Source organism: Pseudomonas sp. KH_017, from assembly GCF_057840285.1.
Genome location: NZ_CM174509.1, coordinates 5,305,577 through 5,326,811, shown reverse-complemented (window position 1 = coordinate 5,326,811; position 21,235 = coordinate 5,305,577). Strand labels below are relative to the sequence as shown.

Below are 21,235 nucleotides of genomic sequence, written 5' to 3'. Positions count from 1 at the left end.
GAGGCAGGACCCATGGCAAACGTGCAAAGCGGCAAAATGATCGTCGGTCTCGATATCGGCACCTCCAAGGTGGTGGCGCTGGTGGGCGAGGTCGCGGACGACGGCACGCTGGAAATCGTCGGGATCGGTACCCATCCGTCCCGTGGCCTGAAAAAAGGCGTGGTGGTGAACATTGAATCCACCGTGCAATCGATCCAGCGCGCCATCGAAGAAGCGCAGCTGATGGCTGGTTGCCGCATTCACTCGGCGTTCGTCGGCGTGGCCGGCAATCACATCCGCAGCCTGAACTCCCACGGCATCGTGGCGATTCGTGATCGCGAAGTCAGCTCGGCGGACCTTGAGCGTGTGCTCGACGCTGCCCAGGCCGTGGCGATCCCGGCTGACCAGCGTGTGCTGCACACCCTGCCGCAGGATTACGTGATCGATAACCAGGAAGGCGTCCGCGAGCCGCTGGGCATGTCCGGCGTGCGTCTGGAAGCCAAGGTCCACGTGGTCACCTGCGCCGTCAACGCTGCACAGAACATTGAAAAATGCGTGCGCCGCTGCGGTCTGGAAATCGACGACATCATTCTCGAGCAACTGGCTTCCGCGTACTCGGTACTGACCGATGACGAGAAAGAGCTGGGCGTATGCCTGGTGGACATCGGTGGCGGGACCACCGACATCGCGATCTTCACCGAAGGCGCGATCCGTCACACCGCCGTGATCCCGATTGCCGGTGACCAGGTGACCAACGACATCGCCATGGCGTTGCGCACTCCGACCCAGTACGCCGAAGAAATCAAGATTCGCTACGCCTGCGCCCTGGCCAAACTGGCCGGTGCCGGTGAAACCATCAAGGTGCCAAGCGTCGGCGACCGTCCGCCGCGCGAACTGTCCCGCCAGGCCCTGGCCGAAGTGGTCGAGCCGCGCTACGACGAACTGTTCACGCTGATCCAGGCCGAACTGCGTCGCAGCGGCTACGAAGACCTGATCCCGGCCGGCATCGTGCTGACCGGCGGTACCGCGAAGATGGAAGGCGCCACTGAACTGGCCGAGGAAATCTTCCACATGCCGGTCCGCCTGGGCGTGCCTCACGGCGTGAAAGGTCTGGATGACGTAGTGCGCAACCCGATCTATTCCACCGGTGTCGGCCTGTTGATGTACGGCCTGCAGAAGCAGTCAGACGGCATCTCGTTCTCGGGCATCGGCAGCCGCGACAGCTACAGCAACGAAGAGCCACAGGCACCGTTGCTGGACCGACTGAAGAAGTGGGTCCAGGGCAATTTCTAAAGATTTACCGCAATACCGTTTCACCGAAGCACGCAGTAGGCGAAAAAACTAGAGAATGTAAGGAGAGGGAAAATGTTCGAACTCGTAGACAACATCCCCGCAAGCCCGGTAATCAAAGTTATCGGTGTCGGCGGTGGCGGCGGCAACGCTGTCAACCACATGGTCAAGAGCAACATTGAAGGCGTTGAGTTCATCTGCGCCAACACTGATGCCCAGGCGCTGAAATCCATCGGCGCGCGGACCATCCTGCAACTGGGTACCGGTGTGACCAAGGGCCTGGGCGCTGGCGCCAACCCTGAAGTAGGTCGTCAGGCTGCTCTGGAAGACCGTGAGCGCATTGCCGAAGTCCTGCAGGGCACCAACATGGTGTTCATCACCACTGGCATGGGCGGCGGTACCGGTACCGGTGCTGCGCCGATCATCGCCGAAGTGGCCAAGGAAATGGGCATCCTGACCGTTGCGGTCGTGACTCGTCCGTTCCCGTTCGAAGGCCGCAAGCGCATGCAGATCGCCGACGAAGGCATCCGTCTGCTGTCTGAAAGCGTCGACTCGTTGATCACCATTCCCAACGAGAAGCTGCTGACCATCCTCGGTAAAGACGCAAGCCTGCTGTCGGCTTTCGCCAAGGCCGACGATGTACTGGCCGGTGCCGTTCGCGGTATCTCCGACATCATCAAGCGTCCGGGCATGATCAACGTCGACTTCGCCGACGTGCGTACCGTGATGAGCGAAATGGGCATGGCGATGATGGGCACTGGCTGCGCCAGCGGTCCGAACCGTGCACGTGAAGCGACCGAAGCGGCCATCCGCAACCCGCTGCTCGAAGACGTGAACCTGCAAGGCGCACGCGGCATCCTGGTGAACATCACTGCCGGTCCTGACCTGTCCCTGGGTGAGTACTCCGACGTGGGTAGCATCATCGAAGCCTTCGCTTCCGAGCACGCGATGGTCAAGGTCGGTACCGTTATCGATCCGGACATGCGCGACGAGCTGCACGTGACTGTCGTTGCCACAGGTTTAGGCGCTAAAATCGAAAAGCCTGTGAAGATCATCGACAACACCGTTCACACTTCGATGTCTGCACAGCCACAACAACAACAGGCCCCTGTTCGTCAGGAAGCTCCAGCGGTGAACTACCGTGACCTGGACCGTCCGACCGTCATGCGCAACCAGGCCCAGGCCGGTGCTGCGACTGCCGCGAAAATGAATCCGCAAGATGACCTGGACTACCTGGACATCCCGGCTTTCCTGCGTCGTCAGGCCGATTGATGGAATGTATCAGGGCTATGAAGGTGATTGGTGTTCAGCAAAGGCTCGGTCTGCTATCATCGCCAGCCTTTGTTGATACCAGTTCGCAATTTGCGCTGAAGCGGCCCAAGCCATGATTAAACAACGCACACTGAAAAATATTATCCGTGCCACAGGTGTAGGCCTGCACTCCGGGGAGAAGGTCTACCTGACCCTCAAGCCTGCGCCTGTCGACACTGGCATTGTGTTTTGTCGCGCTGACCTCGACCCTGTGGTGCAGATTCCTGCCCGCGCGGAAAACGTCGGTGAAACCACTATGTCGACCACGCTGATCAATGGCGACGTCAAAGTGGACACGGTAGAGCACTTGCTCTCGGCCATGGCTGGCCTGGGCATCGATAACGCCTACGTCGAGCTCTCCGCGTCCGAAGTCCCGATCATGGATGGCAGCGCTGGACCCTTCGTATTCCTGATTCAATCGGCTGGCCTGGAAGAACAGGACGCCGCCAAGAAATTCATCCGCATCCTGCGTGAAGTGACAGTGGAAGACGGCGACAAGCGCGCCACTTTCGTCCCTTTCGAAGGGTTCAAGGTGAGCTTCGAGATCGATTTCGATCACCCGGTTTTCCGGGACCGCACCCAAAGTGCAAGCGTGGATTTTTCCAGCACTTCGTTCGTAAAAGAAGTCAGCCGCGCCCGTACTTTCGGTTTCATGAGTGACATCGAGTACCTGCGCAAGCACAACCTCGCACTCGGCGGCAGCGTTGAAAACGCTATTGTGGTCGACGCCGATGGCGTACTGAACGAAGACGGCCTTCGTTATGAAGACGAATTCGTGAAGCACAAGATTCTCGATGCAATTGGTGACCTCTACCTGCTGGGCAATAGCCTGATTGGTGAGTTCAAGGGCTTCAAGTCCGGCCACGCACTGAACAACCAGCTGCTGCGCAAGTTGATTGAGCAGACAGATGCCTGGGAAGTCGTGACGTTCGAAGACGCCAGCACTGCACCGATCTCTTACATGCGTCCGGTTGCGGCCGTGTAAGCAAAAAATCTCTCTAGTTTTTTAAGGGCTACCTTCGGGTGGCCTTTTTTTTTTATGTCCGAAGTTTGTGTTGCCTGACAGGCCGCTTTCGCGAGCAAGCCCGCTCCCACAGTTGACCGCGATTCCCTGTGGGAGCGGGCTTGATCCGGGCGGCGTTCCGACGAAGAGGCCAGTCGATTCAGCATAGAATTCAGCCGGCGCACACCACCCGGTTACGCCCCCCTTCCTTGGCCTGATACAACGCCTTGTCCGCACTGAACAGCAATTGCTCCAGGTTGATATCGCTGGCCGCTGTCCAGGTGGCAATGCCGATACTCACGCTCATCGGCGGCTCACCGGCGTCCACCAGTGACAGTTTTTGCACCGCCTCGCGGATATGTTCGGCGATCTGCTGCGCGCCTTCACTGCCAGTTTCGGCCAGGACCACTGAAAACTCTTCGCCACCATAGCGAGCCACCAGGTCCGCCGGACGATGGACATTGGCGCGGATGACCTCGGCCAATGCCCGCAAGGCTTCGTCGCCGGCCTGATGCCCGTGCCGGTCATTGAAGGCCTTGAAGTGATCGGCATCGATCATCAGCAACGACAACGGCTTGCCACTGCGCTGCGCGCGAAACCATTCATGGCGCAGGGTCTGATCAAGGGATCGACGGTTGGCCACGCCGGTCAAGGCATCGGTAGCCGCCAGTTGCGCCAATTCCTGCTCGGCATATTGGCGCAGTCGCAGCTCGCGGCAGAGCAGCCAGGTCAGCCACAACAGGCCGATGCACAAAACGCCGGTAGCACCGCTGATCACATAGGCCGTGCGGTTCCAGGTGGCGAACACTTCATCGATGGAAAGGGCCACGATGACGGTCAGCGGCAGATTGCCGACCCGGGTAAAGGTGTACAGGCGCCGTTGTTGGTCGACACTCGACACACTTTCAAAGGTGCCACTGCGCTCGCGCAGCATGCGTACGACGTTGGGGCGGCTGGAGAAGCTTTTGCCGATGACGTTTTGTTCCCGGTACGGTTTCTGCGCCAGGAGAATCCCGTCATCGTTGATGATGCCCAGCGTACTGCCGGAGCCGATTTCGAGGCTGTTGAACAGCTGGTCGAAGTAGCTCATGCGCATCGACGCCACCGCAACCCCCAGGAACTCACCCGTGGGCGAAGAAATGCGCCGACTGAAACTGATGCGCCATTCGTCGCTGTCATCGCAGTCGCAGCGCGGCTTGAACGGTCGGCTGATAAACATGCCGGAGTCACGATTGAAGGTATGGGCCAGGAAATAATCGCGGTCAGCGAAGTTGCCCGGTTTCGGTTCGATCAATGATGAGTCGGCCAGCACGTCGCCGTGCTTGTCCAGCAACAGGATGTCGCCCTTGTAGCGCGCAGTGGTAGAGCGGTCGAACAGCACCAGATGGCGGATCTGCGGCGAAACCTGTTTCAGGTCGTCCCGTTGGGCGGCGGCAATCAGGCCCTGCAAGGTCAAGTCATAGAGCTCGACCGTACGCAGGACATCGGCATCGATCAGTTGCGCGATGGTGGTCGCGCTGCGTGTGGCGGTCTGCTGGGCATTGGCGTGTTCGCGGATCAGCAGGAAAGTGACGATGCACAGGATCGAGATGACTGTCAGGGTGCTGCCGACGATCACCATGATCTCGGGTCGCCCGGGTGGGCCTTGAAAATGTGCGGTACGGCTTGCGGTCATAGGGCTGACGTCTGCTAAAGGGACGCTGTAAGCGTAGTTGCATAAACGCAGCAGCCGAGTGAATCGTTCCTGTTGCTCGTGCGATTGATCAATGGCGTGGGCGTCAGTGACTTTCGTTGCAGAAATTGCAATGAAGGTCGAGTCGCCACTATCAAAAAAGCCGCTGACAGCAGCGGCTTTGAAGACAACTTTTCAAAGGGAAGAGCCGATGAAAAGTGTCGAGGGAAACGGGAGTGATCGGTGCAGATCAGCTGTCTTTTTCGACCCGTGGCTGGGCCTGGATGCTGGATGCTTGCGGGGCTTGGGCGTCTTGCACAGCCTTGGCTGTCATCTCGATCCGATGCTCTTCGAACGTTGCAGCGCGTGCGGCGTTATGCGCAACGAAAGTCTGCGATTCTTCCGCCATCGCCAACGGCGACAGGAACAAAGAGGACAAAACGAAAGCGCTGGCAATACCCATACTGTTGGACATCTTTAATACCTTCTTGCTTGGCAAGTGCTGTTTGGTGCGGGCAAAGATAAGGATCTTGGGGGAGGGGAAAAAGAGTGGATTCATGAAAGGACTGTTGCGGCATGAGCAACAGTTGGCGGTGTCGAGCGTTTTTGTGGCGAGGGATCTTGCTCGCTCACCACAGTAGTTTGTGTGTTTCAGACGGGCAGGTGTATGCCGAACGTATTCATCCCATGATCACTACGCACGAACACATCCCCACCATGCATCAACGCAATCGCCTTGACGATTGCCAGCCCCAGACCGTGATTGTGGCCGCTGTTGCTGCGTGACGCATCGACCCGGTAGAAACGCTCGAACAGGCGCGGCAGATGCTCACTGGCAATCGGCGAGCCGGGGTTGGCGACGCCGATGCTGACTTGATGCTCCTGGGCTTCGATCCGCACTTGAATCACCTGCCCGGGCGCGGTGTGCTGCACCGCGTTATTCAACAAGTTGATCAACGCCCGGCGCAGATGGGCGATCTCGATCCGCACTTGCGCGTCACCACTGACCTCAACCTGGACCTGAGCGTCTTCGAGAATGAAGTCCAGATATTCCAGGGTCGTGGCTACCTCATCGGCCAGCGAGGTCGAGGTGAGTTTGGTCGCCTTGCTGCCCTGATCGGCGCTGGCGAGGAACAGCATGTCGTTGATGATCGAACGCAGTCGCTCAAGCTCTTCGAGGTTCGATTGCAGCACTTCGAAGTAATGCTCGGCGGAGCGCCCGCGGGTCAATGCGACCTGGGTCTGGCCGATCAGGTTGGTCAATGGCGAGCGCAGTTCGTGGGCGACGTCGGCATTGAATGATTCAAGGCGCGAGTAGGCCTGCTCGACCCGTTCCAGGGTCGAGTTGAAGGAGCTGACGAATTGATCGAGTTCCGGCGGCAATGGTGACAATCGCAAGCGCCCCGAGCGCAACGGCGGGGCCAGGCGCTGGGCTTCCTGGGACAGTTTGATCAGCGGCTTGAGCCCGATCCGCGCCACCCAATAACCCAGTGCCGAGGCCAGCAGGACGCCGACAATCGCCAGGCTGATCAGCGCGACCAGCAGGTGATGCTGGGTATGGAAAAACGTTTCGGTGTCGATGGCGATCATGAAGCGCAGCGCTGGGCGCTGATCCTTGGCCGGGAATTCGCTGACCAGCACTTTCTGCGGATATGGGTGATCCGGCAGATGCATGTCGCGCGTACCTAGCGGCCCTTGGGCAAAGGCGCGGATCTGTGGTGTCAGGTTGCCGTATTCGTAGTGCGGATCGCCGCTGATGATCCAGAAACTGATGCGCTTGTCTTCTTCGCTCAGCAGGTTGAGCTTGTTGTTGATCTTCACCCAGTGCTCGGGCGTGCCGTAGCGGCCGACCGTGGATTCGAGCACGCTGTAGCGTGCATCCAGTTCGGCTTCTGGCAACAGGCCCAGGCCTTTGTCGACCTGCTGGTACAGCGCCCAACCGATCAACAGAAAGACCAGAAGCGCCACCAGCGTGAACATTCCGCTCAGACGCAAGGCAATGGAATTACTGGACACCACGGCTCTCCAGCACATAACCCATGCCGCGAATGGTGTGCAGCAGTTTCTCTTCGAACGGCCCGTCGAGCTTGGCCCGCAGGCGTTTGATCGCGACTTCGACGACGTTGGCGTCGCTGTCGAAATTGATGTCCCAGACCATCTCGGCAATGGCGGTTTTCGAGAGGATTTCGCCCTGGCGCCGGGCCAGTACGCTGAGCAGCGAGAACTCCTTGGCGGTCAGCTCCAGACGTGTGCCGGCGCGGGTGGCCTTGCGGCTGATCAAATCTATCCACAGGTCAGCGATGCTCACCTGCACCGGCTCATGACCGCCGCTGCGCCGGGTCAGCGCTTGCAGGCGTGCCACCAGTTCAAGGAAGGAAAACGGTTTGCCCAGATAGTCATCGGCGCCTTCACGCAGGCCCTTGATGCGGTCTTCGACACGCTCGCGGGCGGTGAGCATGATCACCGGGGTTTGCTTGCGCGCACGCAGGGCGCGCAACACACCGAAGCCGTCGAGGCCCGGCAGCATCACGTCGAGGACGATCACCGCGTAGTCGCTCTCCAGCGCCAGATGCAGGCCTTCCACACCATCGCGGGCCAGATCCACGGTGAAACCCTGTTCCGTCAGGCCGCGATGCAGGTAGTCCGCGGTTTTTTCTTCGTCTTCGATAATCAGAACGCGCATGACCCCGCCTCAGTCTGTGGTCGCCAGCACCGGTTCTGGCGCAGGTTTAGGTCGATGGAATAGCCGCTCCAGCCACAAGTATATGACCGGCGTGGTGAACAGCGTCAGCGCCTGGCTCACCAGCAAGCCGCCGACAACGGCGATCCCCAGGGGCTGGCGCAACTCGGCGCCGGTGCCATAGCCGAGCATCAGCGGCAGGGCGCCGAGCAGGGCGGCGAGGGTGGTCATGATGATCGGCCGGAACCGCGTGATGCAGGCCTTGAAGATCGCATCCTCCGGCGACAGCCCGCCATTGCGCTGCGCTTCGAGGGCGAAGTCGATCATCAGGATGCCGTTCTTTTTCACGATACCGATCAGCAACACCAGCCCGATCAGCGCCATGATCGAAAAGTCCTGGCCGCAAATCCACAGCATGATCACAGCGCCGAGGCCCGCCGAAGGCAAGGTGGAAATGATCGTCAGCGGGTGCACGAAGCTCTCGTAGAGCACGCCGAGGATGATGTACACCGCCAACAGCGCCGCCAGGATCAGCCACGGCTGGCTGGCCAGCGAACTCTGGAACGCCTGGGCCGCGCCCTGGAAGTTGCCTCTGATGGCGGTCGGCATGCCGATGTCGGCCTTGGCCTGGTTGAGCATGATCACCGCATCGCCCAACGCCACGCCGGGGGCCAGGTTGAACGACAGGTTGGCGGCGGGAAACATCCCGTCATGGGCGATGGACAGCGGGCCGATGGTCGGCGCATCGAACCTGGCCAGGGCCGACAGCGGCACCATTTCCCCGCTCAGGGGCGAGCGCAGGTAGAAATAGTTGAGGCTTTCGGCCTTGCCGCGCTGTTTGGTATCCAGTTCCAGAATCACGTTGTACTGGTTGATCTGGGTCTGGAATTCATTGACCTGACGCTGGCCGAAGGCATCGTACAGGGCTTCGTCGACGTCGCTGGCGGTGAGGCCGAAACGTGCGGCGGCGCTGCGGTCGATGCTGATGTGGGTGATGCTGCCGCCCAGTTGCAGGTCGTTGGAAATGTCGCGGAAGGCCGGGTTGGCGCGCAGTTTTTCCGTCAGGCGTTGGGTCCAGGTGCTGAGGGTCGCACCGTCGTTGCTCTTGAGCACGTATTGGTACTGGGCGCGGCTCGGGCCGGAGCTGAGGTTGATGTCTTGCCCTGCACGCAGGTAGAGCACGATGCCCGGGACTTTCATCAGTTGCGGGCGAATCCGGTCGATGAACTGGCTGGCCGAGACATCGCGATCCCCGCGTTTTTTCAGGGTGATCCAGAAGCGGCCGTTGGCAATGGTCTGGTTGCTGCCCGAGACGCCGACGGAATGTGAAAACGTTTCGACTGCGGGATCGGCAGCGACGATTTCGGCCATCGCCAGGTGTTTTTTCACCATGTCGCCATAGGAAATATCGGCAGCAGCTTCGGTGGTGCCGAAGACGAAACCGGTGTCCTGGATCGGGAAGAAACCTTTGGGAATGAAGATGTAGCCGGCAACGGCCAGCCCCAGCGACAAAGCGAACACGCCGATCATCATTTTCTGGTGGGCGAGGGCGCGGCGCAGGCCTTTTTCGTACCACGCCAGCAGACGTTCACCAAAGCCCGGTTTGCTATGAGCGTGATGCACCGGTGCCCGCATGAACAGCGCTGCCAGCGTTGGCGCCAACGTCAGCGAAACCACCACCGAAATCAAAATGGTGGAGGTGGCGGTCAGGGCGAACTCCTTGAACAGCCGGCCGACCACACCGCCCATGAACAGCAGCGGAATGAACGCCGCCACCAGCGAGAAACTGATCGAAACCACGGTAAATCCGATCTCGCCAGCGCCTTTGATCGCCGCCTCGCGCATGCCGTCACCGGCCTCGAGATGCCGGTGGATGTTCTCCACCACCACGATCGCATCGTCCACCACAAAGCCCACGGCGACCACGATCGCCACCAGGGTCAGGTTGTTCAGGCTGAAGCCCATCACATACATCAGCGCAAAACTGGCGATCAGTGACACGCCGAGCACTGCCGACACGATCAGCGTGGCCGACAGTTGGCGCAGGAACAGCGCCATCACCGCCACCACCAGCATGATTGCAATCAGCAGGGTGATTTCCACTTCATGCAGCGATGCACGGATGGTCTGGGTGCGGTCGATCAGCGTCTTGACCTGCACCGAGGCGGGGAGCATCGCTTCCAGTGCCGGCAAGGCGGCCTGGATGCGGTCCACGGTCTCGACGATGTTGGCGCCTGGTTGGCGGAAGATCACCAGGTTGACCCCCGGTTGCGAGCCCGCCCAAGCCTGGATGTAGGCATCTTCCGAACCGTTGACGACTTTGGCGACATCGCGCAGATGAACCGGTGCACCGTCCTTGTAGGAAACGATCAGCTGGCTGTATTCGTCGGGGTGGAATAACTGGTCGTTGGTGGACAGGGTCGAGATGCTCGATTCGCCGTACAGCGCCCCTTTGGCCAGATTGAGGCTGGTCTGCTGGATCGCCAGGCGGATGTCGGCGAGGGTCAGGCCGATGGCCGCGAGCTTGTCCGCCGAAACCTGGACGCGAATTGCCGGACGCTGCTGACCGGTGATGACGACCTGGCCTACACCGTCGACCTGACTGAGCTGACGGGACAACAGGGTTTCCGTCAGGTCGCTGAGCTCAGGGCCTGGCATCAGCGACGAGTTGACGCTGAGGATCAGCACCGGGCTGTCGGCCGGGTTGACCTTGCGCCAGGTCGGCAGGTTCGGCATGTCCTTGGGCAGCTTGCCCGCGGCAGTGTTGATCGCCGCCTGCACTTCCTGGGCGGCGGTGTCGATGCTCTTGTCGAGGGTGAATTGCAGGGTCAGGATGGTCGAGCCCAGTGCACTGCTTGAGGTCATCTGGGTCACGCCGGGAATGGCACTGAATTGCACTTCAAGAGGCGTGGCCACCGAGGAAGCCATGGTTTCCGGGCTGGCGCCGGGCAGTTGCGCGGCCACCTGGATGGTCGGGAATTCTGCCTCCGGCAACGGCGCTACCGGCAGGCGCGGAAACGCGATGACACCCAGCAGCACCATGGCGAACGTCAACAGGACCGTGGCCACCGGGTGGTCGATGCACCAGGCTGAAACCGAACCATGGCCCTTCATTGCGCCGCCTCCGATCGCACCACTTGAGGCGGTTCGGTCAGCACTTGCACAGTAGCGCCGGGCTTGAGCCGCGACTGACCATCGCTGACCAGTACATCACCCGGCTTCACACCCTTGATGATGTCCTGGCCGCTGCCTTGATAAACCATCTGCACCTGCACGGCTTCGACCTTGTCGCCATTGATCCGGTACACGAAGTGCTGGTCGAGGCCGCGTTGTACGACTGTCGGCGGCACCACCAGCGCATCTTTATCCAGGGCTGTCTGAATCTTTACCGTCACCAGCAGGCCCGGCCAGAGCTTCTGCCTCGGATTATCGAACTCGGCCTTGGCGCGGATGGTGCCGGTGCTGGCGTTGATCTGGTTGTCGATCAGGGTCAGGTGACCTTCGCCGAGCAGGTTGCCGGTTTCGCCGTCGGTGTCGGCCCCGATGTAGGCCTTGACCCGGGCGTGCTGTGGGTCGTTGATCAGGCCTTGCAGGGTCGGCAGCATTTGCTGCGGCAGGGAGAATTCCACGGCGATCGGGTCGATCTGGGTCACCGTGAACAGGCCCTGGGTGTCGGTCATGCGCAGGAAGTTGCCTTCATCCACGGTGCGAATGCCGACGCGACCGGTCACTGGGGAACGAATCTGCGTGTAGGAAAGTTGTACCTGAGCTGCGTCGATTGAAGCCTGATTGCCTTGGGCGGTGGCTTTGAGTTGGTTCACCAGCGCCTGTTGCTGGTCGTAGGTCTGCTTGGAAACGCCGTCGTCAACGCTCAGCAGTTTGTAGCGTTTAAGGTTGACCAGCGCCACTTGCAGTTGCGCCTGGCTTTCGCCCAGTTGTGCCCGGGCCTGGTCGAGGCTGGCGCGGATCGACCGGTCGTCGATGGTGGCCAGCAGATCGTCTTTTTTCACCAGTTGGCCTTCCTTGACCATGATTTTGGTGAGAATGCCGTCGATTTGTGGGCGGACTACGACGCTGTGCAGGGACAGTACCGAACCGATGCCGCTGACGTAGCGCGGCACGTCTTTTTCGGCGACGGCGACCACGCGCACGGGGATGGCGGTGGGGGTGGCGAGTTTGGCTTTGGCCGGTTTGGTCGCGTACCACATGCCCAGCGCTGCCAGGACGATCAGAAGGGCGACGAGCAGGGCGGATTTTTTCTGGATTCGCATGCGAGTGGGGCGCCGGGGCTGGGTAGACGGTTGGTATTTTCCTTTATAAACCTGTTTGCCGGTCAGGAGGGTGACGGCTAACTGACGGCGCTGTCAGTTTGGGTTGCCTTGGCGGCCTATGGGCCGACCATGTTCTTGGTTGACCGTGTACATATCCGTTTCTTCGGTAAAGGCCACCTATGGTTTCGCCCTTACGGCGAGTCCCTTTTGGCAAACGCCCCAAAAGGAACCAAAAGGTCTCGCCCCTTACGTACGGCCCCTCGCCTGGGCTCGGGGTTCCTTCGCTCGGCATTCATCCGGGGGCATTGCCCTCCGGTCGGCTTCGCGACGACCTACATGCAATGAGTTCGACTGCGTCGAACGGCGCTGCGCGCCAATCCCCGGATGAACACCTCCACTCAGCCTCCCGAGGGGGCGGGTGGATCAAGATCAAGAGCTGCAGGCGAGCTAACGCTCGGCCTGATGAGTGGTGAAGAGCGACGCGGTGGTGGATGCTGCTCTGCTTTTGTTCTTCTGTGGGAGCGAGCTTGCTCGCGATGGCGGTGTATCTGCCCACAGAGATTTGAATGTGAGAACGCCATCGCGATCAGGCTCGCTCCCATAAGGGATCAATCTTTGAACCGATGGATCAGTTCGCCACCCGAACCCCACCCAGACTCCCGCTCAGTTCATACGCCGCCAATTCCGCCTGATGCGCCGCCAGCAATTCCGGCAACGATCCGCGCAAATACTCGACCCAGGTCTTGATCTTCGCATCCAGGTACTGGCGCGACGGGTAGATCGCATACAGGTTCAGTTCCTGGGAGCGGTAGTTGGGCATCACGCGCACCAGCGTGCCGTTGCGCAGGCCTTCTATTGCGGCGTACAGCGGCAGGACGCCAACGCCCATGCCGCTGATGATCGCGGATTTCATCGCGTCGGCGGAGTTCACCAGGAAGGGTGAGCTGTTGATGGTGACCATTTCCTGGCCATCAGGACCGTCGAAGGCCCATTTCTCCAGCGGAATCACCGGGCTGACCAGGCGCAGGCAGGCGTGGTTGAGCAGGTCGCTGGGTTTTTGTGCGCAGCCGTTGGTTTTGACGTAGGCCGGCGAGGCGCAAACGATGCTGTAGGTGATGCCCAGGCGCTGGGAGACGAAACCCGAATCGGGCAGTTCGCTGGCGAGGACGATGGACACGTCGTAACCCTCGTCGAGCAGGTCCGGTACGCGGTTGGCCATGGTCAGGTCGAAGGTCACGTCCGGGTGGGTCTTGCGGTAGCGGGCGATGGCGTCGATCACGAAGTGCTGGCCGATGCCGGTCATGGTGTGCACTTTCAGTTGTCCGGCCGGGCGCGCGTGGGCGTCGCTGGCCTCGGCTTCGGCTTCTTCGACGTAGGCCAGGATCTGTTCGCAGCGCAGCAGGTAACGCTTGCCGGCTTCGGTCAGGGCGATGCGGCGGGTCGTTCGGTTGAGCAGGCGGGTTTGCAGGTGGGCTTCCAGGTTGGAGACCGCGCGCGAGACGTTGGCCGTGGTGGTGTCCAGTTGCACGGCGGCGGCGGTGAAGCTGCCGGCTTCGGCCACGTAACTGAAGGCGCGCATGTTTTGCAAAGTGTCCATGGGGTGCTCTCTCGTCGAATGACAAATTGTGACACGAAGTTTCTGTTTATTTACAGGCGACTAAGGATCTACCTACGGATTATCTCGTTAACGGTAACAAAGATTCACAGGAATCCCAGCTTATCGCCCTTCCGGCCGCCCCATAGAATTGCGCAACTTGGGTAACCGGGGTTCGACCCACCGCATAACCTGTGGGAGCGGCGGTGCGGCGATCCGACTTGCTCGCGAAGACGGTCTGACATTCACCATCAGTGTCGACTGATGTACCGCTTTCGCGAGCAAGCCCGCTCCCACAAGAGCGGAACTCCAGTTTCCAAAAAATCTTGTACCTCCCCCTATTTCAGGAAATCGCAGCAGTGCCGCGTCGCATCAGCAGAGCGCTTCAGCCGCTCAGTGTTTTGGCTTTAACCCTGGCAATCAGCGGCTGCATCGGAACCGGAGGTATTGCCCCGCAGGGCAAGGCGCTGGAGGCCAATTCACTGGCCACCGACGAAGCGATCCAGAGCGCCGCGCAAGATGCGCACTGGCCCACGGCGCAATGGTGGCAAGCCTATGGCGACCCGCAACTGAATCGCTGGATCGACCTCGCCCTGCAAGGCAGCCCGACCCTGGCCATGGCCGCCGCCCGGGTGCGTCAGGCCCGGTCCATGGCCGGCGTGGCCGAAGCCGCTGAGTCGCTGCAGATCAATGGCGATGCCACCCTCAAGCGCCACAATTGGCCTACCGACCAGTTCTATGGCCCCGGCGAGCTGGCCAACAGCACCACCTGGGACAATAACGCGGCGCTGGGCTTCAGTTATGCCCTCGACCTCTGGGGCCGCGAAAGCAATGCCACCGAGCGCGCCGTGGACATGGCGCACATGACCGTCGCCGAGGCGCGTCAGGCCCAGCTCGAATTGCAGGAAAACATCGTACGGGTCTACATCGAGTTGTCGTTGCATTACGCCCAGCGGGACATCGTCGAGGCGACCTTGAAGCAGCAACAGCAGATCCTTGAGCTGGCGCAAAAGCGTCTGAGCGGTGGCATCGGCACTCATTTCGAAGTCAGCCAGGCCCAGACGCCGCTGCCGGAAACCCATCGCCAGATCGATGCCCTCGACGAAGAAATTGCCTTGAACCGCAACCAGCTCGCCGCTCTCGCCGGCAAGGGATCGGGGGAGGGCGCACAGTTGCAGCGGCCAACGCTGTCGCTGGGTGCGCCGCTGAAACTGCCGTCGTCGCTGCCGGCGCAATTGCTCGGCCAACGCCCGGACGTGGTCGCCAGCCGCTGGCAAGTGGCGGCGCAGGCGCGGAGTATCGATGTCGCCCATGCCGGTTTCTACCCGAACGTCGATCTGGTCGGCAGCCTTGGCTATATGGCCACCGGCGGCGGGGCCCTGGAGTTCTTGACCGGCAAGAAACTCAACTACAGCGTGGGGCCGGCGATTTCGTTGCCGATCTTCGATGGCGGACGCTTGCGCTCGGAGTTGGGTGAAGCCTCGGCGGGTTATGACATCGCCGTGGCGAAGTACAACCAGACCCTGGTCAGTGCGCTGAAAAACATCTCCGACCAGTTGATCCGCCGCGAGTCCATGGACAAGCAACAGGCTTTCGCTGCCGAGTCAGTGGCTACCGCGCAGAAGACCTACGACATCGCGATGATCGCCTACCAGCGTGGCCTGACCGACTACCTCAACGTGCTCAATGCCCAGACCTTGTTGTTCAAGCAGCAGCAGGTGCAGCAGCAGGTTCAGGCGGCACGCTTGAGTGCCCATGCCGAATTGGTGACGGCGTTGGGCGGTGGTCTCGGTGCCGGTAACGACGTGCCGAACGCCGAACAGACCCAAGCGCCGAAAACCCCGAGCCTTTTGCGTTGAACACAAAACCTGTGGGAGCGGCGGTGCGGCGATCCGACTTGCTCGCGATGAGGGCGGCACATCCAACATTGATGCCGGCTGATACTCCGCTTTCGCGAGCAAGCCCGCTCCCACAGGTTCCGAGTTTTGGCTGATTTTTCACTGAGCAGGATTTGATGACTCCCTTGCCCGCACCCTTGCGCTGGCTGTACTCCCTGGAATGGCGCCGGGGTTTCTTCGACTGGGCACGCAGCGACGGCGTGACCTGGGTCTATATCTTCAAGGTGCTGTTCGCGGCATTCCTGACGCTGTGGCTGGCTATGCGTCTGGAGCTGCCGCAACCGCGTACGGCGATGATCACCGTGTTCATCGTCATGCAGCCGCAAAGCGGCCAGGTGTTCGCCAAGAGTTTCTATCGTTTTCTCGGCACCCTGGCCGGGTCGGCGGTGATGGTCGCGCTGATCGCCCTGTTTGCGCAGAACACTGAGCTGTTCCTCGGTTCGCTGGCGATCTGGGTCGGTATCTGCACGGCCGGCGCCGCCCGCTGCCGCAATTTTCGCGCCTACGGTTTCGTACTCGCCGGATACACCGCCGCGATGGTCGGCTTGCCCGCGCTGGCCCACCCGGACGGCGCGTTCATGGCGGCGGTCTGGCGGGTGCTGGAAATCTCGTTGGGCATTCTCTGTTCGACCCTGATCAGCGCTGCAATCCTGCCGCAAACCGCCAGCGCTGCCATGCGCAACGCCCTGTATCAGCGCTTCGGCGTGTTTGCCCAGTTCGTCACCGACGGCTTGCGTGGCCGCAGTCAACGCGAGGCGTTCGAGGCCGGCAATGTGCGCTTCATTGCCGAGGCAGTCGGACTCGAAGGGCTGCGCAGCGTCACCGTGTTCGAAGACCCGCACATGCGTCGGCGCAATGGCCGCCTCAGCCGCCTGAACAGTGAGTTCATGGGCATCACCACGCGCTTCAATGCCCTGCATCAGTTGCTCGAACGCTTGCGCAGCAACAATACGGATCATGCCGTGGCGGCGATAAACCCGGGCTTGCAAGACCTCGCCGAATTACTCGACGGCTTCAGCGGTCGTGCCCTGACCAGCGCCGATGCGGCGCGTCTGGTTACGGTGCTGAGCGCCTACAAGGCAGGGTTGCCGGCGCGGGTGCGCAGCCTGCGGGCGGTCTTTCAGGAGAGCGAACCGAGCGACGACGAACTGCTGGACTTCCACACGGCGTACGAACTGCTCTACCGCTTCGTCGACGATTTGCACAGTTATGCACAGACCCACGCTTCACTGGCCGATCACAGTCACGAGCGGGAGCGCTGGGACGAGCCGTTCACTCCGCAAACCAACTGGATGGCAGCAGCCGCATCAGGGATTCGCGCAGCGTTCATTCTGGTGGTATTGGGCAGCTACTGGGTGGCAACCGCCTGGCCGAGCGGCGCGACCATGACCCTGATTGCCGCCGCGACCGTGGGTCTGTCCGCCGCCACCCCGAACCCCAAGCGCATGGCCTTTCAGATGGCGTGCGGGACATTGCTCGGGGCACTGATCGGCTTCGTCGAGATGTTTTTCATTTTCCCGTGGATCGACGGATTTCCGTTGCTGTGCGTGATGCTCGCACCGGTGATCGTACTCGGCTCGTTCCTGACCTCGCGGCCGCAATACGTCGGCGTCGGCCTGGGCTTGCTGATCTTCTTCAGCACCGGTTCGGTGCCGGACAACCTCACGGTCTATAACCCCTACACCTTCATCAACGACTACATCGCCATGGTGCTGGGCATGCTGGTGTGCGCAGCGGCCGGGGCGATCATTCTGCCGCCCAACAGCCGCTGGCTGTGGCGTCGGTTGGAGCAGGACCTGCGTGGTCAGGTGGTCTACGCCATCAGCGGCAAGCTCAAGGGTTTGGCGTCAAGTTTCGAAAGCCGCACCCGCGATCTGGTGCATCAGGCCTACGGCTTCGCGGCGGGTCAACCGCAAGTGCAGCGCGACTTGCTGCGCTGGATGTTCGTGGTGCTGGAAGTCGGTCACGCGATCATCGAGTTGCGCAAGGAGCAGGCGATTCTGCCGGTGCATCCGGCCTATGCCGAATCCCAGCCATGGCGCCAGGCGATCCGGGTGATGGGGCGTGCGCTGGTGCGGCTGTTTCTGCAACCGAACAGCAGCAACCTCGAACGCGCGCTGATTGCCGTCGATCACGCGATCAGCCGCGTGCAGTCCACCGACGAACCCTTCGCCCCTCACTTCGATACCTCGGCGTTGCGCCGGGTGAAGAGCTACCTGCACTTCATCCGCACCTCGCTGCTCGATCCGCAATCACCGCTCGCCGCCTTCGCAAGCAGCCAGCCACAAGGACTTGCACATGCCTCGTGAAATCGCCTTCCACGGCGTGTACATGCCGACCATGACCCTGATGTTTTTCATCGCGGCGGCGCTTGCCTGGGCGCTGGACCGGTTTCTGTCCGGATTCGACCTGTACCGTTTTTTCTGGCACCCGGCGCTGCTGCGCCTGAGCCTGTTTACCTGTCTGTTCGGCGCGTTGGCGCTGACTGTCTACCGTTGACTCTCTATCACTGACTCTCTATCTCTGAAGAATGCCCCGATGAAAAAGTTTTTCAGCCTGCTCGCGACCTTGCTGGTGCTGGCCCTCGCGCTGTGGATCGGCCGCTCCTTGTGGGAGCACTACATGAACACGCCATGGACCCGCGACGGCCGTGTGCGCGCCGACATCATCAACGTCGCCGCCGACGTCACCGGTGAAGTGGTGGACGTGCCGGTGCGCGACAACCAACTGGTGAAGAAGGGCGATTTGCTGATGCAGATCGATCCCGAGCACTACCGTCTGGCGGTCAAGCAGGCACAAAGTCTGGTGGCCTCGCGCAAGGCGACCTGGGAGATGCGCAAGGTCAACGCCCACCGTCGCGCCGATATGGACAACCTGGTGATCTCCCGGGAAAACCGTGACGATGCCAGTAACCTCGCCGACTCGGCCCTGGCCGATTACCAGCAGGCCCAGGCGCAACTGGAAGCCGCCGAACTCAACCTCAAGCGCACTGAGGTGCGTGCGGCGGTGGATGGCTACGTTACCAACCTCAACGTGCATCGCGGCGACTATGCGCGCATCGGTGAGGCGAAAATGGCCGTGGTCGACATGAACTCGTTCTGGGTCTACGGCTTCTTCGAAGAAACCAAGCTGCCCCATGTGCGCGTCGGTGATAAGGCCGACATGCAACTGATGAGCGGCGAAGTGCTCAAGGGCCACGTGGAAAGCATTTCTCGCGGCATCTACGACCGCGACAACCCGGAGAGCCGCGAACTGATCGCCGATGTGAACCCGACGTTCAACTGGGTGCGTTTGGCGCAGCGGGTGCCAGTGCGGATTCACATCGATGAAGTGCCGGAAGGGGTGCTGTTGGCGGCGGGGATTACTTGTACGGTGGTGGTGAAGCAAGGTGATGGTGCATAACCGAAAGACCGAGTTGCCTGCTTCGCGAGCAAGTCGGATCGCCGCACCGCCGCTCCCACATGTGATCTCATTCGTACGCAAATGTTGGGTTCACTGAAGATCCATTGTGGGAGCGGGCTTGCTCGCGAAGGGTGCAACGCGGTCAGTCAGACAGGCGTCGGGCGTTCACTCCTTGCAAAACGTCTCATGCAAATGCCGCCAGATCACCCGGCCATCGGCGTGCTTTTCAAACACCACGGTCGAGCGACGATCCGAGTGCAGGCCGGTCGCATCGGTCTGTTGCTCGCGGTAACTCACGGTCGCGCCGCCATCGTACTGAGCAATCCCGCGTAACTCGCTGAGCTCGATGCGGAACCCGAGCTTCTTGCCGCCCGCCAGCGTGAACAATTCGTTCAGCGCGTCAAAATCCAGCACCCGGCCGAGCGGTGAGACCATGGAAAACTGTGGCGAAAAGCGTGTCAGAAGTTTTTCGAGTTCGGATGCGTCGCGCTCTTCGGCCAGCCATTGTTCGATGGCCACGTGGGCCTGGATCACTTCGTCGAAGTATTCGGTGTAGTCGGTCATGTTGTTTCCTGAAATTCTGTGGTGTCTGTTCTGACGCCTTCGCGGGCAAGCCCGCTCCCACAGGATTAGCGCTATTTCAAAATCTGCGCATGACCTGTGGGAGCGGGCTTGCCCGCGAAGAACGATGACGCGGTCTCAGAGCTGCCCACGCAACCCGAACCGCTTCATCAACCCCGATTCCAGCAGCCCCTTGGGCAACAAACCCGCTAGCAGCGGCAACGCGCGACTGCCATTGCCGAGACGAATCAGTCGCGGCGGCTTGTCCTGCTGCACAGCCTTGAGCAAACCGGCGGCGAATTCATTGGCCGGGGTCGGGTTGTCCTGAGAGGCTTTGGCCCGGGCACGTATACCTTCGCGCAACGGAAACCATGGCGATTGCTCACTGATCAGTTGCTCGGCTTCGTGCCCGGCATTCCTGGCGAAACTGGAAGCGATGGCCCCCGGCTGGACTTCCATCACCCGCACACCGAACGGCGCCAGTTCCATGCGCAAGGCATCGCTCAAGGCATGCACGGCGGCTTTCGAGGCGCAGTAAGCACCGGCGAATGGCGTGACCAACACACCCGAAACGCTGCCGATATTCACGACCAATCCTTTGGTCCGGCGCAGCACGGGAAACATCGCGCGAGTGACGCCAACGACTGCGAACACATTGGTTTCGAACTGGCGCTGCATGGCCGGTACGCCGCCATCGAGCAGCGGTCCCATGGCGCCATAACCAGCGTTGTTGATCAGCACATCGAGACCACCACGCTCCTGGTTGATGCGGTCGCTCAACTGCTCAAGGGCAACACCGTCGTTTACGTCAAGTTGCACGGCGGTAAATCCGGCAGCGCTCAGCATGGCGACATCTTCGGCCTTGCGCGCACTGGCCCAGACTTCATAGCCGGCGACTTTGAACGCATCGGCAAGGGCACGGCCAATGCCACTGGAACAACCGGTAATCAACGCAACGGGCATGGCGCATTCCTTGTGCAAAAAATGGGGGAGGGATCAGTCGGAAAAACTACCCTGCAATCGCTCGGCGCGAAACTCCAGGGTTTCCGGACGGTAGCCAGGGCGCAGTGGCGGCAGCGGCAAACAGTCTTCCCAGTTGCCTCCGGCCTGCAATTCGCCGGGGCCACGATAGCGCGGGGCGGAGTATTGATTGTCGGCCAGGTTCACCGTATCGCCCGGTGCATAAGCCGCGACCCGCCAGCGCAATTCCGTCAGCGGCACGTCATTGCCGTTGTTCAGGGTCAATTGCAATGGGCGGTCAGCAGGACATTGTTGTGGTGCGTAACTGATGCGCAACTCCAGGCGTTGCAGTTGCTTGAGCTCGTGCTGGTCCATCCAGATGACCCAGGTGGCGACGATACCCAGCCCCACGGCAGCCGCCAGGGATACGGGCAAGGCCTTGGCTGGATAGCGCAGCAACAGGATCAGCCAGGTGATGACCAGCAGGGCGCCGATGAACATGACGTAAATCTCGGGAATAGAGAGGGTCATCCTACCTAAGCGCAGGTGGGGTTGGCGATGGGCGGGGCGTGGCGATGGTACAGAAGGCCGTCTGTCGACCCTGTAATTTCTGA

At 60.9% G+C, this 21,235-nt stretch carries 17 protein-coding genes; 7 read left to right on the top strand and 10 right to left on the bottom strand.

Going from position 1 to position 21,235, the window contains the following annotated elements:
* Positions 1–12: 12 nt before the first annotated feature.
* From ftsA to lpxC, 3 genes are all read left to right on the top strand, one after another.
* Positions 13–1,272 (top strand): cell division protein FtsA, encoded by a 1,260-nt coding sequence (ftsA, locus tag AC3IT6_RS24160; protein WP_007972611.1) that lies wholly within the window; start codon positions 13–15, stop codon positions 1,270–1,272.
* Between the two features lie 72 nt (positions 1,273–1,344).
* Complete coding sequence (gene ftsZ / locus AC3IT6_RS24155; RefSeq protein ID WP_489353308.1) at positions 1,345–2,541, top strand: cell division protein FtsZ; 1,197 nt, start codon at positions 1,345–1,347, stop codon at positions 2,539–2,541.
* A gap of 112 nt (positions 2,542–2,653) precedes the next feature.
* Entirely contained in the window at positions 2,654–3,565 is a 912-nt protein-coding gene (gene lpxC, locus AC3IT6_RS24150; protein WP_007916984.1) for a UDP-3-O-acyl-N-acetylglucosamine deacetylase, read from the top strand.
* A gap of 190 nt (positions 3,566–3,755) precedes the next feature.
* On the opposite strand, the gene AC3IT6_RS24145 is transcribed toward lpxC, so the two are convergent.
* From AC3IT6_RS24145 to AC3IT6_RS24115, 7 genes are all read right to left on the bottom strand, one after another.
* Positions 3,756–5,258 (bottom strand): diguanylate cyclase, encoded by a 1,503-nt coding sequence (locus AC3IT6_RS24145; RefSeq protein WP_489353306.1) that lies wholly within the window; start codon positions 5,256–5,258, stop codon positions 3,756–3,758.
* 247 nt (positions 5,259–5,505) lie between these two features.
* Complete coding sequence (locus AC3IT6_RS24140; RefSeq protein ID WP_150727948.1) at positions 5,506–5,730, bottom strand: hypothetical protein; 225 nt, start codon at positions 5,728–5,730, stop codon at positions 5,506–5,508.
* Between the two features lie 176 nt (positions 5,731–5,906).
* Complete coding sequence (locus AC3IT6_RS24135; protein WP_489353304.1) at positions 5,907–7,271, bottom strand: heavy metal sensor histidine kinase; 1,365 nt, start codon at positions 7,269–7,271, stop codon at positions 5,907–5,909.
* On the bottom strand, positions 7,261–7,938 hold the full coding sequence (locus AC3IT6_RS24130; protein ID WP_223447766.1) for a heavy metal response regulator transcription factor: 678 nt from the start codon (positions 7,936–7,938) through the stop codon (positions 7,261–7,263). Before AC3IT6_RS24130 ends, AC3IT6_RS24135 begins: the two co-directional genes overlap by 11 nt.
* 9 nt (positions 7,939–7,947) lie before the next feature.
* Entirely contained in the window at positions 7,948–11,049 is a 3,102-nt protein-coding gene (locus tag AC3IT6_RS24125; protein WP_489353301.1) for a multidrug efflux RND transporter permease subunit, read from the bottom strand.
* On the bottom strand, positions 11,046–12,206 hold the full coding sequence (locus AC3IT6_RS24120; RefSeq protein ID WP_489353299.1) for an efflux RND transporter periplasmic adaptor subunit: 1,161 nt from the start codon (positions 12,204–12,206) through the stop codon (positions 11,046–11,048). Before AC3IT6_RS24120 ends, AC3IT6_RS24125 begins: the two co-directional genes overlap by 4 nt.
* A 628-nt stretch (positions 12,207–12,834) precedes the next feature.
* Positions 12,835–13,803, bottom strand: a complete 969-nt coding sequence (locus tag AC3IT6_RS24115; protein WP_008050110.1) for a LysR family transcriptional regulator — start codon at positions 13,801–13,803, stop codon at positions 12,835–12,837.
* A 356-nt stretch (positions 13,804–14,159) separates the two neighbouring features.
* Between AC3IT6_RS24115 and AC3IT6_RS24110 the strand changes: the two genes are divergently transcribed.
* The 4 genes from AC3IT6_RS24110 to AC3IT6_RS24095 all read left to right on the top strand — a co-directional run bounded on the left by AC3IT6_RS24110 (position 14,160) and on the right by AC3IT6_RS24095 (position 19,100).
* Complete coding sequence (locus AC3IT6_RS24110) at positions 14,160–15,659, top strand: efflux transporter outer membrane subunit (RefSeq protein ID WP_489353298.1); 1,500 nt, start codon at positions 14,160–14,162, stop codon at positions 15,657–15,659.
* 155 nt (positions 15,660–15,814) lie between these two features.
* Complete coding sequence (locus tag AC3IT6_RS24105) at positions 15,815–18,007, top strand: FUSC family protein (protein ID WP_489353296.1); 2,193 nt, start codon at positions 15,815–15,817, stop codon at positions 18,005–18,007.
* Positions 17,997–18,197, top strand: coding sequence for a DUF1656 domain-containing protein (locus AC3IT6_RS24100; RefSeq protein ID WP_007896379.1), 201 nt, complete (start codon positions 17,997–17,999; stop codon positions 18,195–18,197). The genes AC3IT6_RS24105 and AC3IT6_RS24100 overlap by 11 nt, the downstream gene beginning before the upstream one ends.
* 39 nt (positions 18,198–18,236) lie before the next feature.
* The gene (locus tag AC3IT6_RS24095) at positions 18,237–19,100 is read left to right on the top strand and encodes an efflux RND transporter periplasmic adaptor subunit (protein WP_057395860.1); all 864 of its coding nucleotides are present in this window, start codon (positions 18,237–18,239) and stop codon (positions 19,098–19,100) included.
* A gap of 165 nt (positions 19,101–19,265) precedes the next feature.
* Here the strand turns inward: AC3IT6_RS24095 and AC3IT6_RS24090 are convergent, their stop codons facing one another.
* The 3 genes from AC3IT6_RS24090 to AC3IT6_RS24080 form a co-directional block, all read right to left on the bottom strand.
* Positions 19,266–19,664, bottom strand: a complete 399-nt coding sequence (locus AC3IT6_RS24090; protein ID WP_489353294.1) for a DUF4440 domain-containing protein — start codon at positions 19,662–19,664, stop codon at positions 19,266–19,268.
* Between the two features lie 135 nt (positions 19,665–19,799).
* Entirely contained in the window at positions 19,800–20,624 is an 825-nt protein-coding gene (locus AC3IT6_RS24085; RefSeq protein WP_489353292.1) for an SDR family oxidoreductase, read from the bottom strand.
* A 33-nt stretch (positions 20,625–20,657) separates the two neighbouring features.
* Positions 20,658–21,122: a multidrug transporter gene (locus tag AC3IT6_RS24080; RefSeq protein WP_150754563.1), complete on the bottom strand. Its 465-nt coding sequence runs from the start codon at positions 21,120–21,122 to the stop codon at positions 20,658–20,660.
* Between the last annotated feature and the right edge of the window lie 113 nt (positions 21,123–21,235).

Coding starts and splice junctions, on each gene's coding strand:
- AC3IT6_RS24125 (WP_489353301.1), bottom strand. CDS start 11,049: ATGAAGGGCCATGGTTCGGTTTCAGCCTGGTGCATCGACCACCCGGTG.
- lpxC (WP_007916984.1), top strand. CDS start 2,654: ATGATTAAACAACGCACACTGAAAAATATTATCCGTGCCACAGGTGTA.
- AC3IT6_RS24080 (WP_150754563.1), bottom strand. CDS start 21,122: ATGTTCATCGGCGCCCTGCTGGTCATCACCTGGCTGATCCTGTTGCTG.
- AC3IT6_RS24090 (WP_489353294.1), bottom strand. CDS start 19,664: ATGACCGACTACACCGAATACTTCGACGAAGTGATCCAGGCCCACGTG.
- AC3IT6_RS24085 (WP_489353292.1), bottom strand. CDS start 20,624: ATGCCCGTTGCGTTGATTACCGGTTGTTCCAGTGGCATTGGCCGTGCC.
- AC3IT6_RS24145 (WP_489353306.1), bottom strand. CDS start 5,258: ATGACCGCAAGCCGTACCGCACATTTTCAAGGCCCACCCGGGCGACCC.
- AC3IT6_RS24120 (WP_489353299.1), bottom strand. CDS start 12,206: ATGCGAATCCAGAAAAAATCCGCCCTGCTCGTCGCCCTTCTGATCGTC.
- AC3IT6_RS24095 (WP_057395860.1), top strand. CDS start 18,237: ATGAAAAAGTTTTTCAGCCTGCTCGCGACCTTGCTGGTGCTGGCCCTC.
- ftsZ (WP_489353308.1), top strand. CDS start 1,345: ATGTTCGAACTCGTAGACAACATCCCCGCAAGCCCGGTAATCAAAGTT.
- AC3IT6_RS24140 (WP_150727948.1), bottom strand. CDS start 5,730: ATGTCCAACAGTATGGGTATTGCCAGCGCTTTCGTTTTGTCCTCTTTG.
- ftsA (WP_007972611.1), top strand. CDS start 13: ATGGCAAACGTGCAAAGCGGCAAAATGATCGTCGGTCTCGATATCGGC.
- AC3IT6_RS24130 (WP_223447766.1), bottom strand. CDS start 7,938: ATGCGCGTTCTGATTATCGAAGACGAAGAAAAAACCGCGGACTACCTG.
- AC3IT6_RS24115 (WP_008050110.1), bottom strand. CDS start 13,803: ATGGACACTTTGCAAAACATGCGCGCCTTCAGTTACGTGGCCGAAGCC.
- AC3IT6_RS24105 (WP_489353296.1), top strand. CDS start 15,815: ATGACTCCCTTGCCCGCACCCTTGCGCTGGCTGTACTCCCTGGAATGG.
- AC3IT6_RS24100 (WP_007896379.1), top strand. CDS start 17,997: ATGCCTCGTGAAATCGCCTTCCACGGCGTGTACATGCCGACCATGACC.